The sequence below is a fragment of the Wolbachia endosymbiont of Rhagoletis cerasi genome, from assembly GCF_018454475.1.
Classification (GTDB): Bacteria; Pseudomonadota; Alphaproteobacteria; order Rickettsiales; family Anaplasmataceae; genus Wolbachia; species Wolbachia pipientis.
On the sequence record NZ_JADCNC010000001.1, the window covers coordinates 43294 to 62654 of the forward strand.

Here is a 19361-nt window from a genome sequence, read left to right on the forward strand (position 1 = left end):
GGTATTTTAATGGTTGATTCTTCTTATATGTACGCTTCTGGTGCTTTTGTTCCTAGAGTTTCTTATTCTAGGTCGATTGATTTAAAAGATTCTTTATTGGATTTGGTTAAGGTTCAAAAAGAATCATATGATTCTTTTACTCCTAAGAATAAGGGTAATGAAAGACTTGAAGTTATCTTTCATACAATCTTTCCAATAAATGATCCTTTGCGTAGGGCTACTATTGAGTTTATAAGTTGTAGGGTAGATGATCCTAAGTATGATGAATCTGAGTGTATAAAGCGTGGTGTAACTTTTTCTGCTCAGGTTATTGCTTCTATACGTCTTGTTGTTATGCAGGATGGTATTTCTCTTGATGAATATAAATCGATTAAAGAGAGTGGAGATCATTCTAAACTTGCAACCGTTGTAAAATCTATAGAAGAGCAGAAAGTCCACTTTTGTGGGTTGCCTATGATGACTGATAAGGGCACTTTCATCATTAATGGTGTGGAAAAAGTTATCGTCTCACAAATGCATAGGTCTCCTGGTGTATTTTTTGATAGCGATAAGGGAAAAACTTACAATTCTGGTAAATTGATCTATTCTGCTAGAATTATTCCTTATAGGGGTTCTTGGCTTGATATTGAATTTGATGTTAAAGACCATTTGTATTTTCGTGTTGATAGAAAAAGAAAATTGCCAATTTCAGTTTTATTAAAGGCGTTGGGTCTATCAAATAATGATATACTCGATAGATTTTATGAGAAAATAAAGTATGTAAAACATAAAGATGGTTGGAAAGTGCCTTTTGTTCCTGATAAATTTAAAGGAGTGAGGCTGCCTTTCGACTTAATGGATATTGAAGGTAATGTGCTGCTTAAAGCTAACGTTCGTATTACCTCAAGACTAGCTAAAAAGCTATATGATAATGAATTGAAAGAGTATCTGGTTCCTTTTAATTCTATATGTGGTTTATTCCTCGCAGAAGATTTAATGGATAGTGCTAGCTCTACGAAAATTTTATCTGCTGGTGAATCTATAAAGCTGGAAGACATAAAGAAGCTTGAGTTATTATCTGTAGATGAAATATCAGTGTTGAACATAGATAATTTGTTTGTTGGACCTTATATATTAAATACGCTTTTCTTAGATGAAAACATGTCTTATCAGGATGCACTATATGAAATATATAGAGTTTTGCGTCCTGGTGAAGTTCCTGTTTTAGAGATAGTAGAAGAGTTTTTCCGTAATCTTTTCTTCAGTCCGGAATATTATGATTTGTCTAACATTGGTAGGTTGAAGCTTAACTCTTACCTTGGATTAAATTATGATGAGGATTTAACTGTTTTAACGCATGAAGATATTATTGAAATTGTGAAAAAAATAGTATTGTTACGTGACGGTCAAGGATCTGTAGATGATATTGATCATTTAGGAAACAGAAGAGTAAGATCAGTTGGAGAGTTTATAGAAAATCAATTTAGAACTGGGTTGTTGAAATTGGAACGCGCAATAGTTGATTCTATGTCCACTTCTAGTTTAGATAAAGTTTCTCCATCTGATTTTATTAATCCAAAAGTGTTAACTAATGTCTTAAGAGATTTCTTCAATTCTTCTCAATTATCTCAATTTATGGATCAGACTAATCCGTTATCTGAAATAACACATAAAAGAAGGTTATCCGCGTTAGGTCCTGGCGGTTTAACAAGAGAACGGGCAGGATTTGAGGTGCGTGATGTTCATCCAACTCATTATGGAAGAATTTGCCCTATTGAGACTCCTGAAGGGCAAAATATAGGGTTAATCAACAGCTTAGCTATATACGCGCGTATTAATAAATATGGTTTCATTGAAAGCCCTTATAGAAAAGTAGTCAATAGGGTTGTTACTGATCAAATTGAGTATCTTTCTGCTATAGACGAAGGCTCACATCATATAGCTGACACTAGCGTAAAGCTTGATGAAAATAATTGCTTTGTTGATGACATGCTATACTGTAGATATGCTGGTAGCTTCGTCATGGTAAGTAGCGACCAAGTTAGTTACATTGACGTATCTCCTAAGCAGGTAATATCAGTTGCAGCTTCCTTGATTCCATTTTTAGAAAATGATGATGCTAATAGAGCATTAATGGGCTCAAATATGCAACGTCAGGCCGTACCTTTATTGAAGCCTACCGCTCCTCTGGTTGCTACTGGTATGGAGTCTTTTGTAGCTTCTGGCTCTGGTGCTGTAGTTTTAGCAAAACGCGATGGCATAGTTGATAGTTCTGATAGTAACTCTATAGTTATACGTGCTTTTGATAAAGAAAGGGTTAACTACTTGGACGTAGATATTTATCATCTAAGGAAATTTCAGCGTTCTAACCATAATACTTGTATTAATCAAAGACCGCTAGTGTGCGTAGGTGATTATGTTAAAAAGGGTGATGTAATAGCTGATGGTCCTGCAATTAACAGTGGTGAGTTGGCGCTTGGTAAAAATTTGCTAGTCGCTTTTATGTCTTGGCAAGGTTATAATTTTGAAGACTCTATTATTATTTCTAGTGAAGTTGTTAAAAAAGATCTCTTTACTTCTATTCATATAGAAGAATTTGACTGTGTTGTACATGATACCCCTTTAGGATCAGAAAAAATAACTCGTGCTATACCTGGTGTTAATGAAGAAAATCTATATCACTTGGATGATAGTGGTATAGTGAAAATTGGTACAAGAGTTGGTCCAGGCTATATTCTGGTAGGTAAAGTTACACCTAAACCTTCTCTTTCATTGCCTCCTGAAACGAAGTTATTAATGACAATTTTTGGTGAAAAGTCATTCGATTGTGCGGATTCCTCTTTATATACATCTCCAGATGTTGAAGGGACAGTAATTGATGTACAAGTCTTTACACGCAGGGGGGTTGAAGAAAATGAAAGGGCATTACTCATCAAACAAAAAGAGATAAATGACTTTGAGGAAGAGCGAGATTATATAATCAATGTTACTAGTGAATATTTCTATGATGAACTGAAGAAACTTCTTATTAATTCTGGTTCTCAAGATCGAGAAAAATTTGACTCTATTGAACGTGAGCAATGGTGGGGTATAGGATTAAAAAACCAATCCATTTCTGAGCAAGTTAAGAGCTTAAAAAAAGATTTTGATGAAAAAGTATCACATGCAATAGCACAGTTTAAGCGAAAAGTAGAAAAATTACATGAAGGTTATGACCTGCCTCAAGGTGTGTCGATGTCAGTAAAAGTTTTCATTGCTGTGAAACATAGTCTGCAACCAGGGGATAAAATGGCTGGTAGACATGGAAATAAAGGTGTGATTTCTCGAGTTGTGCCAGTGGAAGATATGCCTTATTTGGAAGATGGTACTCCTGTTGATATTATTCTTAACCCTCTTGGTGTTCCTTCACGAATGAATGTAGGGCAAATACTGGAAACGCATGTAGGTTGGGCTTGTAGAAAATTAGGGGAAAAGGTAAGTAATATTCTCGATGAGATCAATAAGATCAAAAGTGCTTTTTGCAAGGGAATTAGGTCCCTTAACGATGATAATTTTACACAATTTGCAGTAGCATACCTTGATAATAAAAAAATTGAAAATATTGATGATGATGAAATAACGGCTTCTGTTTTAAATACACCTAATAAGAATGCACTAAATGACGAGTTGAATGAGTTAGTAGAGAACTATTTGAACTCTTGTAAAAGTTCATACAGCAATTTACGTAACTTCCTGATTGAGGTTTATAGCTATGGCAGTAACGTATCTATCTGTAATGATATTCGTAATATTAGTGATAATAATCTCATTGAATTTGCACGCAAATTACGTGATGGCGTTCCTGTTGCTGCACCTGTATTTGAGGGTCCAAAAGATGAACAAATAGCAAAATTATTTGAACTTGCTGGTTTAGATAACTCTGGACAAGCTGTATTATATGACGGTTGCAGTGGTGAAAAATTCGACCGCAAGGTTACAGTTGGTTACATGTACATGCTTAAGTTGCACCACTTGGTTGATGGTAAAATTCATGCGCGTTCAGTAGGGCCTTATAGTTTGGTTACTCAACAACCTCTTGGAGGAAAATCTCATTTTGGTGGTCAGCGTTTTGGTGAAATGGAATGTTGGGCATTACAAGCCTATGGTGCTGCTTATACTTTGCAGGAAATGTTAACTGTGAAGTCTGATGATATTAATGGTAGAGTTAAGATTTATGAATCGATAATAAAAGGTGACAGTAATTTTGAATGTGGAATTCCTGAATCCTTTAATGTGATGATAAAAGAACTACGTTCTTTATGTTTAAATGTAGATTTAAAGCAAAATGATGTAGTGATTGAAGATATATCTCACACTAACATTGCACAACCTTTTAATGAGGTTAGCATATCGATTGCTAGCCCTGAAAGTATTAAGCTTATATCTTGTGGTGAGATAGAAGATGTTTCAACTGCAAATTATCGTACGTTCAAAGTTGAGAAAGGTGGATTATTTTGCCCTAAGGTTTTTGGCCCTGTCAATGACGATGAATGTTTATGTGGAAAATACAAAAAAAGAAGACACAGAGGTCGCATATGCGAAAAATGCGGAGTAGAAGTTACATCTTCTAAAGTAAGAAGAGAAAGGATGGGTCATATAGAGCTTGCATCTCCTGTTGCTCATATATGGTTTTTGAAATCGCTTCCTTCAAGAATTGGAGCATTATTGGATATGTCTCTCAGAGATATTGAGAATATTTTATATAGCGATAATTATATCGTAATAGATCCTCTTGTTTCGCCTTTTGAAAAAGGTGAGATTATTAGTGAAAAAGCTTATAATGAAGCTAAAGATAGCTATGGGATCGATAGTTTTGTAGCTATGCAAGGTGTTGAAGCTATAAGAGAGTTGCTAACGCGCCTTGATTTACATGAAATTAGGAAGGATTTAAGACTAGAATTAGAATCTGTTGCTTCTGAGATAAGAAGAAAGAAAATTATAAAGAGATTGCGTATTGTTGAAAACTTCATTAAATCTGGAAATAGGCCTGAGTGGATGATACTTACAACTATACCTATTTTACCACCTGATTTGCGTCCTTTGGTATCGCTTGAGAGTGGTCGTCCTGCAGTTTCTGATCTGAATCATCATTATAGGACTATTATTAATAGAAATAACAGGTTGAGGAAATTGTTGAGCTTAAATCCTCCTGAGATTATGATTCGTAATGAAAAAAGGATGTTACAAGAAGCAGTTGATTCTCTTTTTGATAATAGTCGTCGTAATACTTTGGTAAATAAAGCTGGTGCTGTTGGATATAAAAAGTCCATTAGTGATATGTTAAAAGGAAAACAGGGTCGTTTTCGCCAGAACCTCTTAGGAAAAAGGGTAGACTACTCTGGACGTTCTGTAATAGTTGTTGGTCCAACTTTGAAACTAAATCAGTGTGGATTACCAAAAAGAATGGCTCTTGAACTATTCAAACCTTTTGTTTACTCAAAGCTTAAGATGTATGGTATGGCTCCAACTATTAAGTTTGCTAGTAAGTTGATAAGAGCAGAAAAACCAGAAGTTTGGGATATGCTTGAAGAGGTAATAAAAGAGCATCCTGTTTTGTTGAATAGAGCGCCTACGCTACATAGACTTGGTATTCAGGCTTTTGAGCCAATCCTTATTGAAGGCAAAGCAATACAGCTTCATCCGCTTGTCTGTACGGCGTTTAATGCTGATTTTGATGGTGATCAAATGGCAGTGCATGTGCCAATTTCATTGGAAGCTCAGCTTGAAGCTAGGGTGTTGATGATGTCCACTAATAACGTTTTAAGTCCTTCTAATGGCAGACCGATTATAGTTCCTAGTAAAGATATAGTACTTGGTATATATTATCTGACTTTACAAGAACCTAAGGAAGATAATTTACCATCTTTTGGTGCTTTTTGTGAAGTTGAGCATTCCTTGAGTGATGGTACTTTACATATTCATTCTAGTATAAAGTATAGGATGGAGTATATTAATAGCAGCGGTGAAACTCACTATAAAACTGTTTGTACAACTCCTGGCCGTTTAATATTATGGCAAATTTTTCCTAAGCATGAGAATCTAGGCTTCGATCTAATAAATCAGATATTAACAGTCAAGGAAATAACTGGTATAGTTGATTTGGTATATCGTAACTGTGGTCAAAGTGCTACAGTGGCATTTTCTGATAAATTAATGGTACTTGGCTTTGAGTATGCCACATTTTCTGGTGTCTCTTTTGGTCGTTGTGATATGGTTATACCTGAAACTAAAGCTACACATGTTGATCACGCGAGGGGTGAAATTAAGAAATTCTCTATGCAATATCAAGATGGGCTAATAACTAGAAGTGAGAGGTATAACAAGGTTATAGATGAATGGTCTAAGTGTACGGATATGATAGCTAATGATATGTTAAAAGCAATATCTCTATATGATGGAAATAGTAAGTACAACTCAGTGTATATGATGGTTAACTCTGGTGCAAGGGGTTCTACTTCACAGATGAAACAGCTAGCAGGAATGCGAGGGCTCATGACCAAACCTTCTGGTGAGATTATAGAAACACCTATAATTTCTAATTTCCGTGAAGGATTGAACGTATTTGAATACTTTAATTCTACTCACGGTGCGCGTAAAGGTTTAGCTGACACTGCACTTAAAACTGCAAACTCTGGATACTTAACTCGTCGTTTAGTTGATGTATCTCAAAATTGCATAGTTACAAAGCATGACTGTAAAACAAAAAATGGTCTTGTTGTGAGAGCTACAGTTGAAGGAAGTACTATAGTTGCATCTCTAGAGAGTGTTGTGCTGGGTAGAACAGCTGCAAATGATATATATAACCCAGTGACAAAAGAATTATTAGTAAAAGCAGGGGAATTAATTGATGAGGATAAAGTAAAGCAAATCAGCATTGCAGGTCTTGATGTTGTAAAAATTAGATCGCCTTTAACTTGTGAAATAAGTCCTGGTGTATGTTCTTTATGTTATGGAAGAGACCTTGCAACTGGTAAAATTGTTTCAATAGGTGAAGCAGTTGGTGTTATAGCTGCTCAATCTGTTGGAGAGCCAGGTACTCAGTTAACGATGCGTACTTTTCATATAGGTGGAGTAATGACTAGAGGCGTTGAATCCTCGAATATTATAGCTTCTATTAATGCTAAAATAAAGTTAAACAATAGTAATATAATTATAGATAGAAACGGAAATAAAATTGTGATAAGCCGTTCCTGTGAAGTCGTGTTGATTGATAGCCTTGGTAGTGAGAAGTTGAAGCACAGTGTACCTTACGGCGCTAAGCTTTATGTAGATGAGAGTGGGTCAGTAAAAATTGGCGATAAAGTTGCGGAATGGGATCCTTATACATTGCCTATTATCACGGAGAAGACTGGTACAGTGTCTTATCAGGACTTAAAAGATGGAATTTCGATCACTGAAGTGATGGATGAATCTACAGGAATATCAAGCAAAGTAGTAAAAGACTGGAAATTGCATTCTGGTGGAGCTAATTTACGTCCTCGTATTGTGCTGCTTGACGATAATGGTAAAGTAATGACACTCGCAAGTGGCGTTGAAGCATGTTATTTTATACCAATCGGTGCAGTGCTCAATGTACAAGATGGCCAGAAGGTTCATGCAGGTGATGTTATTACAAGAACACCAAGAGAGTCAGTTAAAACTCGTGATATTACTGGTGGTTTACCGAGGGTTATAGAGTTATTTGAAGCACGTCGTCCTAAAGAGCATGCTATTGTTAGTGAGATAGATGGCTATGTAGCGTTTTCTGAAAAAGACCGTAGAGGAAAACGCAGTATATTAATTAAACCTGTAGATGAACAAATTTCTCCAGTTGAATATTTGGTATCAAGAAGTAAGCATGTAATAGTCAATGAAGGTGATTTTGTACGTAAAGGTGATCTATTGATGGATGGTGACCCTGATCTCCATGATATTTTACGTGTGCTTGGGTTAGAAGCTTTAGCGCACTATATGATTTCTGAAATACAGCAAGTTTATAGATTGCAGGGTGTTCGTATAGACAATAAGCATTTAGAGGTGATCTTAAAGCAAATGCTACAAAAAGTGGAAATTACTGATCCTGGTGATACTATGTACTTGGTTGGCGAAAGCATTGACAAGCTGGAAGTTGATAGGGAAAATGATGCTATGAGTAACTCTGGCAAACGGCCTACTCATTATCTTCCTATTCTGCAGGGGATTACTAGGGCAAGTCTTGAAACTAGCTCCTTTATTTCTGCTGCCTCTTTCCAAGAGACAACAAAAGTACTTACAGAAGCAGCATTCTGCGGGAAGAGTGATCCTTTAAGTGGATTAAAAGAAAATGTTATAGTAGGAAGATTAATTCCTGCTGGTACAGGTTTGATTATGAATAAGATCAGAGCACTTTCACTTTGTGATAATGTGGATAAATATGAAAAATATTTTGATATTGAAACTTATGACGAGGAATGGTTGATGGATAATGGTTGTCATTTACACTCTGGTGAGGAAGAGAGCGTAGTGGCATACGATCAGTCGAATTGAGTACAGCTAGTGTGTCTCTTGACCAAAAAAGCCAATAATATTTTCTTTCACTTCTGTGCTATCTGTCATGTTATTTACTCTCACACGAAATTCAGATGAGCCTTGAAGCCCGCTACTGTACCAACCTATGTGTTTGCGGGCCATCTTTATTCCTGTGTCATTTCCATAGTACTCAAGAATATTGTCGTAATGCTCGAGTATGATGCTTAATCTCTCTGAAGCTGTTGGCTCAGAAGTTTCACTTCCACTGAGAAAGTTCATTGCTTGATTAATCAGCCAAGGTTTACCGTAGGCACCACGACCTATCATCACTCCGTCTGCTCCAGATTCTTTGAGAGCATTCTGAATATCATTTAAATTTTTAATATCGCCATTTACTATAACTGGAATTTTCACTTGCTCTTTAACATTTCTAACGAATTTCCAATCTGCTTGACCATTATAAAGCTGCGCTCTTGTTCTTCCATGCACAGTGATCATTTTTGCTCCTAAGTCTTCGGCAATTTTCGCAAGTCTCGGGGCATTGCGATTTTCATCGTTCCATCCAGTGCGCATTTTTACTGTAACTGGCACATTCACTGCCTTGACTACAGCTTCAATTATTTCAGCAGCCTTTTTTTCATCACGCATTAGTGCTGATCCTGCATAACCGTTTACAACTTTCTTAACAGGGCAACCAAAATTTATATCTATAATTTTAGCTCCCATATCCTCATTCAATTTTGCAGCTTCTGCCATAACATTCGGTTCGCATCCAGCAAGCTGAACAGCAGTTAATGCATCGACTTTTGCTTTTTGCAAACTCTGGCGAGTTTGCATAATCATAGCTCTGCTTGCAATCATCTCTGAAACTAACAAACTTGCACCAAGTTTCTTCACAATACTTCTAAACGGATAATCAGTCACTCCAGACATTGGAGCTAAAATAACTGGAGAATCAATTGTCAAATTTCCTATTTGGAGGGGCATAAGGTCAATGGTAATTTTTCATTGATTACATAATGCAACACAAACTTGCATTCTCCCTTGAAATAGAAGACTGAGATGTTTTCGTCCTTGGCGGACGCTTACGATTTCTTAGATCTTCCTTACATTTCTCATCTTCCATAAGCGCTCTTGTAAATTCTTCTCTTTTCTCATTCAAATCAAATTTATATTCTGATAACTTTTTGTCAATTTCGTCAAATGATTTGTCTTCGTTAAGCATTTGTGTAATTTTATGAGCATTTTCTAACGCAAATATTCCACAGTTATACCCGTCACTTTGCTGCTTAGTTGGGGAAATTCTTATGTCTAATACCCATTCCTCTTTTTGCAGTTCTCTTTTAACAATATTTAGCACATTATCTGGCAATTGATTACCAAATGAGTCACAGTAATAAGCTCTAAATTTTTTATCACCTGCATCAGGTTTAATAACCAAAGTTACCCAATGATTATTGTTAATATGAAGAACCGAAGTAAATATCAATTTAGAATTTTGTTTGAATTCACCTCTATAATTCTGAAGAAATTCTTTTGTGAGTTCGTTCCAACCATTAGAATAGCTAGGGGCAAGAAAATAGACATTATTATTACTATATTCACTTTGTGAGTACCCATATACAACTCTTGCAATATGTGTAATGTCATTATCATCTAACCAGTAACTATAGTTTTTTCTGTTTGTCTGATGCACAAGAGTGTCCAAATCTTCGTGAAACTCTTTACCACCCAAACCACTATCCAAAGAGCTTCTACGACTACTGTTCCTTGAATTGGGTTCACTTCCTGGTACAATACCACTATCTCCATCTTGAGTTTTTTGCTCACCTTGACTTGCTCTTTTTCCATTAATATAGTTCTTCGCTAATTTGTATGCTGTTGTAAGAACTACTCCCATTATAATCCAAATCACAGGATGAGAAATTAGCATAGCAAGTGGAAAGGTCAATAGAGGGGATCCTATTACCGCCCCTAAACAGCCAGCAGCGAATGTGGCTGCTAGGCATACACAAGTAGCGTAGATAACGAATTCCTCACCAGCAAAGTAAGTGCTCTCTTTCTGATTATTTTTTGTAATGCCCAACATACTACACCCTATGAACACTAAGTTAATTAAATTTTAACAAATTCTAACAAAAAAATCAACCATAATAATTTTAGTAGTATGAGAATATATTGAATATTAAGAGCTTTTGGAGTACAGTAACAATGTTAGTAATAGCACAATATATGCACGATATAGAATATATACGCAAAAACCCTGAAGGATTTGAAAAGGCAATGAAAAGCAGGGGAATTAGAGAATCTACTGCGAAAGAGATATTGGAAATCGATTACGAAAAAAGATCATTAACCACTAAACTGCAGGATTTGAATAGGCAGCGCAATGAAATCACAGAGGAAATAAAAAAGCTTAAAATGAGCAAGAGCCCCTGTGAAGAGCAAATAGAGTTGTCAAAAAGCATCACAAATGAGATAGAGGCAATCAGCTTAAAAGAACAAGCGGAAAAGGATAAGTTAGTGAATGTTTTATCTAACTTGCCGAATATTCCTGCGCAAGATGTGCCAATAGGCGCAGATGAGAACTCTAATTTAGAGGTGAGAAGATATGGAGGAAAAAGACAGTTTGATTTTGTACCAGAATCTCATTATGAACTCGGAGAAAAATTAGGTTTAATGGACTTCGAACAAGCGGCGAGAATTTCCGGATCAAGATTTACGATATTAAAAGGACAGTTAGCTAAGCTTGGACGAGCGCTAATAAATTTTATGCTTGAAATGCATGTTAATGAATTTGGCTATACTGAGGTGTACCACCCGACTTTGGTGAAAAACGAGGCTATGTATAATGTTGGTCAGCTACCGAAATTTTCTGACGATTCGTATTTAACTACCGACGAATTGAGGTTGATTCCCACAAGTGAAGTGTTTTTAACAAATTTAGTTGCTGACAAAATAATGGAAGAAAAAGAACTGCCTATTCGCTTTACTGCATATTCGGAGTGCTTTCGTAAAGAAGCAGGTAGTGCAGGTCGCGATACCAGGGGCATGATAAGGCAACACCAATTTGGTAAAGTGGAGTTGGTAAGCATCACAACTGAAGACCAATCAAATGATGAGCTTGAGCGTATGACGAGTGTTGCTGAAGAGATATTAAAAAAATTAGAATTGCCATACAGAGTAATGCTGCTTTGCAGTGGCGATATGGGTTTTGCTGCACAAAGGACTTATGACATAGAGGTATGGTTACCTGGGCAAAATAAATATAGAGAAATATCAAGCTGCTCAAATTGTGGTGCATTTCAAGCAAGAAGGATGAACGCTAAATACTCTTCAGAAACTGATAAAAAGATAAAAAAATATGTTCACACTTTAAACGGCTCAGCTTTAGCTATAGGAAGAACGATTATTGCCATAATGGAGAATTATCAAAATTCTGACGGGTCGATTGCAATACCAAACGTGTTGCAAAAATACATGAGTAATGATACTGTTATAAGCAAATAATAATTTTGACATATAGAAAAGCGAGGAAATAAAGATGAAGGTTCTGGTTATAGGTTCTGGTGGGCGTGAGCACGCTCTACTTTGGGCTCTAAAAAAATCTCCTATCTTGACTGAGTTATATGTAACTCCTGGTCGCCAAGCTATGAAAGATCTTGGGGCTCTTGTGGATGTAAATATTCAAAATTCAGTGGATGTTACACAATTTTGCAAGAGAGAAAATATAGAGTTGGTTGTTATTGGTCCAGAACAACCAATAATTGATGGGCTTGCTGATGATTTAGTTGCAGAGGGAATAAATGTTTTTGCTCCAAGTCAAGCAACTGCAAAACTTGAGGGATCGAAGTCTTTCACCAAGGGACTATGTAAACGATATGGTATACCAACTGCCAAGTACGAGTGTTTTGTTGATGAAGGGTTAGCTAAAGATTTTGTACGTAGCAATAAAATAAAGTTTCCACTTGTAGTGAAAGCAAATGGAATTGCAGCAGGAAAAGGGGTGGTTATATGTAATACAGAAAGCGAAGCTTTTTCAGCAATAAATTCAATGCTAGTGGAGAAAAAATTTGGTGAATCAGGTGAAGAAATAATCATAGAAGAGTTTTTAGTTGGAGAAGAAGTAAGTTTTTTTGCTCTTATTGATGGGTTGAAAGTAGTAACTCTTGGGTGTGCAAAAGATTATAAGAGAGTTGATGAAAGTAATGAAAGCCAAAATACTGGAGGTATGGGGTCGTACTCATCACCTTCAATTATAAGTAAGGACATGGAGCAAAAAATTATCCAAAAAATAATATACCCTACAGCTCAAGCATTGGTTAACATGGGTACGTCTTATAAAGGAGTACTCTTTGCTGGTTTAATGATTTGCAAAGATAGCCCAAAACTTCTCGAGTATAACGTTAGATTCGGTGATCCAGAAACGCAATCTATATTACCTAGATTTGATTCAAATTGCGATTTGTTAAAATTGATGTTGTCAGTTGCAGAAGGAAAGTTAAATGTCAAAATGGTGGAACTTAACAACAAATCTACAGTTTGTGTAGTTGTTGCAAGTAAAGGCTATCCGGGTGATTATCAAAAGGGAGAAGTAATTAAAGGATTAGATAAGATTGAAAGCATTCCTGGTGTGTTGGTGTTTCATGCTGGTACTAAATTCGATGAAAGTGGTAACTTAGTTTCCGATGGCGGAAGAGTGCTAAATATAGTAGCAGAAGGGAGCACTATAGAGGAAGCCAAAAGTAAGGTGTACTCAGCATTAAATTTTTTAGAATGGCCAGGGGGCTTCTTCAGATACGATATCGGTAGTTAATGTTAGCTGTCGGTTAGCAGGTGGTTCACAGAAACGAAAAACTTCCTTGACAAACTCCGCCAGCCCCCTTATCATGAAACTGAAGCTATTGTATTTGCTTTCGCCAATCTGCAGATTAAAAGGTAAGGATTACTTAATGTATCGGCGTCTTATGTTCAATTTTTTGCAGTATATAGATACTGTATGTCTTTACAAAACTTCATCTACATCTAGATTTTTATCTAAATAAGCTGAACGCGCTTATAAAGCGTTACAAGACATCAAAAAATGCCAATACTCGACAGAGATAGTAAAAGACTAGCTAACTCGGGGATTCTTTGTCTTTTTTTCTGCTTGGTAAATTTCTTAAACATTTGCAGCATAGGTTAGTTGCAATTAAAAGCAGCTAAATCTTGCTTGTCAAGCGTTTAAAACATAAAAAACGCCAATATTTTAAAGCAGATAATAACCCCAGGGCTTCTTTTGCCTTTTTTTTCATTTGGTAAATTTCTTAAATATTTATGGCTAAACGACAATCGTCATCCCGCTACTTGTTAGCGGGATCTAGAGATACCGCGGCGGTATGACGTAGGGAAACCTTTCTTGGGTTAGCTATAAAACTAATCAGCATCTTGTTTAGCACATATAAATTAAGTTTCATAAATATAGTGTTAAACCTTGAAAATATGTTATAGCTACTTCTTCCAATTTAGTGGTGGGTTTTAACAGTACACATGTCGCTTTACTATCTACCAACTCAATCACCATAGAAGCTACAGTCATTACTTTGCATCCACTTATATTCCGTACTTTAACATTTGTTCTACTTTCTATAGGAAGCTTTACCCCCCTACATCATTACGTACAGCAGTATGATTTATTTCATTTTTAGTTCCACTACTATGCTGCAACAAGATATCCCCATTAACTTTTATTTCAACATTTTTGTCACTACTACCATTGTTAAAATTTAATCCCTCATCTCTTCTACTTTGTCTTTTTTCTTTTAATTTTAATTCAGTTTCTCTTTTATCAAGGGTAGGAAATGGGATGTGAGTTTTTTCCTGACCATCTTGATTTATAGCTCTTGTTGTATTAAAAGCTTCGTTGCTTTTACATGATATTGTATAAGTAAGTGGTGTGTAGATTTTTTCTTCACTATCTGGATATTTTATAGTTATTGTTGCATTAAGGATGTCTTTCAGAATATCGTTTTCTCTAGCTATGTCTAAAATTTCTTGAATAACTTTGCGATCATGTAATGCGGCAAGTAACTTATCAGTTACTTTTTGATTATTTTTATGTTTTATGGTTATTGTTGTGTTAAGAATGTCTTTCAGAATACCGTTTTCTTTAGCTACTCTTAACATTTTCTCAACAGCTATACTATCTTTACGTAGTATAGCATAAGCAAGTGGTGTGCAAGTTTCTTCCTGACCATCTGGATATTTTATAGTTGTTGTTGCGTCAAGAATGTCTTTCAGAATACCGTTTTCTTTAGCTACTCTTAACATTTTCTCAACGGCCATACTATCTTTACGTAGTATAGCATAAGCAAGTGGTGTAACAGTTACTCTCCGACCATCTGGACATTTTATAGTTATTGTTGCGTTAAGAATATCTTTCAGAATACTGTTCTCCTTAGAGATTTTTAAAATTTCTTCAATAGCTATACTATTTTCACGCAGTATAGCATAAGCAAGTAGTGTGTAAGTTACTTCCCGGCTATCTGAATGTTTTATAGTTGTTGTTGCGTCAAGAATGTCTTTCAGAATATCGTTTTCTTTAGCTACTCTTAACATTTTCTCAACAGCCATACTATCTTTACGTAGTATAGCATAAGTAAGCGGTGCGCAAGTTTCTTCATGACCATCTGGACATTTTATAGTTGTTGTTGCATCAAGAATATCTTTCAGAATACCGTTTTCTTTAGAGATTTTTAAAATTTCTTCAATAGTTTTGCTATTTTTACATGATATAGCGTAAGTAAGCGGTGTGTAAATTTCTTTCTGACCATCTAGATATTTTATAGTTGTTGTTGCGTCAAGAATGTCTTTCAGAATATCGTTTTCTTTAGAGACTTTTAAAATTTCTTCAATAGTTTTGCTATTTTTACATGATATGGCGTAAGTAAGCGGTGTGTAAATTTCTTCTTGACCATCTAGATATTTTATAGTTGTTGTTGCGTCAAGAATATCTTTCAGAATACTGTTCTCTTCAGCTGCTACTAGAATTTCTTTAATAATTTTGCTATCCTTCCGGAACATAGCAAAAGCAAGTGGTGTGTAAGTCACTTCCCGGCTATCTAAATGTTTTATAGTTGTTGTTGCGTCAAGAATATCTCTCAGAATACCTTTTTCTTTAGCTACTCTTAACACTTTTTCAACAGCTATACTATCTTTACGTAGTATAGCATAAGCAAGTGGTGTATAAGCCACTTCTCGGTCTAGATATTTCATAATTGTTGTTGTGTTAAGAATATCTTTCAGAAGAGTACTGTTCCCTTTAGCTGCTACTAGAATTTCTTTAATAGCTTTGCTATCCTTCCAGAACATAGCATAAGTAAGTGGTGTGTAAGTCATTTTCTGGCTATCTGGATATTTTATAGTTGCTGTTGTGTTAAGAATATCTTTCTCCTTAGAGACTTTTAAAATTTCTTCAATAGCTATACTATCTCCACATAGTATAGCACAAGCAAGTGGTGTAACAGTTGCTCTCCGACCATCTAGATATTTTATAGTTGTTGTTGCGTCAAGAATATCTTTCAGAATACCGTTCTCCTTAGAGACTTTTAAAATTTCTTTAATAGCTTTGCTATTTTTACATAATATGGCATAAGTAAGCGGTGTGTAAATTAATGAATCATCACTAATGATTTTTGCATTAAGAACACTCTTTAAAAGGTTGCTCAATTTGGCTTGTTGCAAAATATCCTTTACAGCTTGACTATTCTCGCAAAATATAGCATGAGTAAGTAGTGTAAAAGTTGATTCTTTACCCCGATGTTTGCTTACTTCCGTAGTAAGAATTCTTTGTTTTTCCTTTTCAGATATTTTTTCTAGTTCTTCAGCAATGCTACTTTCTTTGCCTTCTATTTTTGATGCTAATTTTAAAATACTTTTTTCATCTTTCTCTTTCAATTTCGAATCGTTTACCTGATGAGTCATTTTTTTTCTCAAGGTCTTTCTTATTAAACTAAGCATAACATTTTCTCTCTTCGTGGTTATAATATTTGCTTTTATGAATCAGTTGTGTTGATAATGTATTAATTGCATAGTTCAGACATTGTTTTATAAAGCAAAATTTTAGTAGACCACCTTACAAGAACGTTTCTTGCTAATTCTGAATCCGAAAAAAGGACGCAGTAAAGTTATTTGTAAGGGAAGAATGAAACTTGTAGCTATAGCTAAACTGACTTACGATAATTTGAAAAACCGTCATCCCGCTGCTTGTTAGCGGGATCTAGAGATACCGCGGCGGGATGACGGTTCGCAGTGGTATGACGGTTCGCGGCGGGATGACGATAAGCTCGTCATCCCGCTACATTAATATTGTATTAATAAAAACTTAATAATAATCCTTAATAATATATGAACTAACATGTTCGCAATTTCGTATGACAGAGGAAACAAAAGATGGATATGCTTCCTTATACGTTGCAATTCAGGAAGGTAATATTGAAGCTGCAGAACTACTAATAAAATGTGGCACAAACGTCAATGATCATTATGAACGCAATCGTACGCCACTGCATATTGCCATCGGACGCAAACAATTAGAAATAGCAAAATTGCTGATAAAAAATGGAGCAAACGTTAATGCAAAAACTCAAAATCATGGTAAAGATGATCTAACACCAATGCACTTTGCAGTTTTTGCAAATACGCCAGAATTTATAGAATTACTAGCTAGCCATGGTGCATTGATTAATGAAAGAGAAAGTACCGAAGGGTATACTCCTCTTCACTTTGCTGCTTTGTATGGGAATAAAAATATAATACAAGCCTTAATTGATAAGGGGCAAAATATCGAAGATGTGGACAATAATGGGCGAACAGCTCTGTTTTTAGCTGCTAGGCAGTGCACTGAAGCAGAAGATGATAGCAGAATAGAAATTATCAAGTATTTGATAGACAAGCTCAAAGCAGATGTAACAAAGAAAGACAATAATAACAATGCAGTACTCTTTCCTGCCGCTAATAATTGCCCTGGAAAAGTGGTAGAATTCATCATTGAGCAATGTATAAAAATCTTTGAGTTAGAGAATTTTATCAACCACAAAAATAATGATGGAATGGATGCTTTGGATATTGCGCTGAATAGTGGAAACGAGAAAGCTATTGAAGTATTAAGATCATATGGAGCAGATATCAAGAATAAGGCAGATGGTAGCACTCAAAAAATTACTGCAGAAAAACCAAGTAGTACCCTAGACAGAGCAGAAAGTGCAGAGGTAGCACCTCCAATTAAGCAAAGAGTATAAAGCTTTTTACAAAGCGATTATAAATTTCAGTAAGTTGCAGAGGCTCTACAATGGGAAGTGTAGTATGTTAGCAGATACAAATGACTAGATAAATTATATTTCATTAAAGTCATTTATCTTGAAACATAAGCAGGATTTTGTATAGTTGTTTCAATTTGGGTCTGTATATTGAAACAATGCGTGAAAATGACAGGTCATTGTACAAGAGATACCTAATTCGCCGACAAGAATACTAGATAAAGAAACTTACATTTCAATTATTTCACAATTTCTGTATAATCTTAAAAACTCAATTAGTGCGTTATGAAGATAATAATAGGTAATGCTAGTAAGGAATTAGGGGAATCAGTAGTTAACCGGCTAGATGTTCAACCATCCTCTGCTTGGATATCAAAGTTTACCGATGGTGAGGTAAATGTAGAAGTAGCAAATGATCTATATAATCAAGAAGTATATATAATACAATCTCTTTCTCCCCCTGTGAATGATAATCTTATGGAGCTTCTGCTTATAATTGATGCAGTAAATAGATTAGGAGCCAAAAGGATAGTAGTAATTATCCCTTATTATGGATATAGCAGGCAAGATAGAATTATCAAGAACAATAATGTGCAGTCTGCTTTAAGTGCCAAATTAGTTGCAAATCTTATTCAAACTGCAGGTGCAAGTAGTGTTGCAGTTATTGATTTGCACTCAAGTCAAATTGAAGGATTCTTTGATGTACCGGTAACTAATTTGAACTGCTTTGAAGCATTTGTTGACTCTATAAACACGGAAAATTTGGCAATTGTTGCACCTGATGTTGGAGCAATTGGCAGAGCACGTGCTTTTGCGAGGGCTTTAGAGGAAAAGTACAAGATAGGGTTAAGTGATAAGATTATTGTAGTAGATAAATATAGGGAGAAAGCAGGCACATCTCAAGTAATGAACATAATAGGAGAAGTTGCAAACAAAAATTGTGTCATTGTTGATGATATAGTTGACTCTGGTGGAACATTGTGTAATGCAGCTCTTGCTTTAAAAAGTTACGGAGCAAAGTCCGTAACTTCATGCATCACACACGGTGTGCTTTCAGGAAGTGCAGTTGAGAAAATCTCTTCCTCTTCTTTAGATAAATTAGTGATTACGGATACCATACTTCACAAACTTGAAAAAACTGGTAAAATAGAAGTTGTTTCGGTTGTAAATATTTTAACTCACTTCATCCAAGGAGGTAGAAATGCCAGCTAAGTCAACAGAAGACGTTATTACTTCACTAATAGGATTTGCAAATAAGAGAAAAATAACAATTACCAAGGAAGAAATGCTTAAAATTGCACAGCTTGTAAGGATTAAGTTATCAAATGACGAGATTGATCACTACTCCAAAGAACTGACAATGCTGGATTGGATACACGATACTTTATTGCAAGTTAATACTGAAGGTGTTTCTCCTATGCGTTATGGCAGCATAGACAAGGACATTCATGTACGCGATGATGTTATAAATTCTCAAAACATTAAAAAAGAGATATTGTCCAATACAAAACCTGAGCATGGGTATTTTGTAGTGCCAAAGGTTATAAGCGATTAAAGTAA

At 35.5% G+C, this 19361-nt stretch carries 9 protein-coding genes; 6 read left to right on the top strand and 3 right to left on the bottom strand.

Features of this window, described 5'->3' with window-relative positions:
* Nucleotides 1-9: 9 nt before the first annotated feature.
* Nucleotides 10-8523, top strand: a complete 8514-nt coding sequence (locus tag INQ25_RS00200) for a DNA-directed RNA polymerase subunit beta/beta' (protein WP_213862742.1) — start codon at nucleotides 10-12, stop codon at nucleotides 8521-8523.
* Between the two features lie 6 nt (nucleotides 8524-8529).
* On the opposite strand, the gene dusB is transcribed toward INQ25_RS00200, so the two are convergent.
* Both dusB and INQ25_RS00210 read right to left on the bottom strand, forming a co-directional pair.
* Nucleotides 8530-9492 carry a tRNA dihydrouridine synthase DusB gene (dusB, locus tag INQ25_RS00205; protein ID WP_213862743.1) on the bottom strand — a complete coding sequence of 321 codons (963 nt, stop codon included), beginning with the start codon at nucleotides 9490-9492 and terminating at the stop codon, nucleotides 8530-8532.
* Nucleotides 9493-9517: 25 nt separating this feature from the next.
* On the bottom strand, nucleotides 9518-10594 hold the full coding sequence (locus INQ25_RS00210; protein ID WP_246484031.1) for a Ulp1 family isopeptidase: 1077 nt from the start codon (nucleotides 10592-10594) through the stop codon (nucleotides 9518-9520).
* Between the two features lie 143 nt (nucleotides 10595-10737).
* Here INQ25_RS00210 and serS point away from each other — a divergent pair, with 143 nt between their 5' ends.
* Both serS and purD read left to right on the top strand, forming a co-directional pair.
* Nucleotides 10738-12015, top strand: a complete 1278-nt coding sequence (gene serS, locus INQ25_RS00215; RefSeq protein ID WP_213862780.1) for a serine--tRNA ligase — start codon at nucleotides 10738-10740, stop codon at nucleotides 12013-12015.
* Nucleotides 12016-12049: 34 nt separating this feature from the next.
* Entirely contained in the window at nucleotides 12050-13321 is a 1272-nt protein-coding gene (purD, locus tag INQ25_RS00220; RefSeq protein ID WP_138264878.1) for a phosphoribosylamine--glycine ligase, read from the top strand.
* An 821-nt stretch (nucleotides 13322-14142) separates the two neighbouring features.
* Here purD and INQ25_RS00225 read toward each other — a convergent pair.
* A complete protein-coding gene (locus tag INQ25_RS00225; RefSeq protein ID WP_246484032.1) occupies nucleotides 14143-16503 on the bottom strand; it encodes a WD_0033/WD_0034 family tandem repeat-containing protein in 2361 nt (786 codons plus the stop codon).
* Between the two features lie 413 nt (nucleotides 16504-16916).
* Between INQ25_RS00225 and INQ25_RS00230 the strand changes: the two genes are divergently transcribed.
* The 3 genes from INQ25_RS00230 (at nucleotide 16917) to gatC (ending at nucleotide 19356) form a co-directional block, all read left to right on the top strand.
* Nucleotides 16917-17783: an ankyrin repeat domain-containing protein gene (locus INQ25_RS00230; protein ID WP_213862744.1), complete on the top strand. Its 867-nt coding sequence runs from the start codon at nucleotides 16917-16919 to the stop codon at nucleotides 17781-17783.
* A 303-nt stretch (nucleotides 17784-18086) separates the two neighbouring features.
* Nucleotides 18087-19013, top strand: a complete 927-nt coding sequence (locus tag INQ25_RS00235) for a ribose-phosphate diphosphokinase (protein WP_213862745.1) — start codon at nucleotides 18087-18089, stop codon at nucleotides 19011-19013.
* Entirely contained in the window at nucleotides 19003-19356 is a 354-nt protein-coding gene (gatC, locus tag INQ25_RS00240; RefSeq protein WP_213862746.1) for an Asp-tRNA(Asn)/Glu-tRNA(Gln) amidotransferase subunit GatC, read from the top strand. The genes INQ25_RS00235 and gatC overlap by 11 nt, the downstream gene beginning before the upstream one ends.
* The last annotated feature ends 5 nt before the right edge of the window (nucleotides 19357-19361 follow it).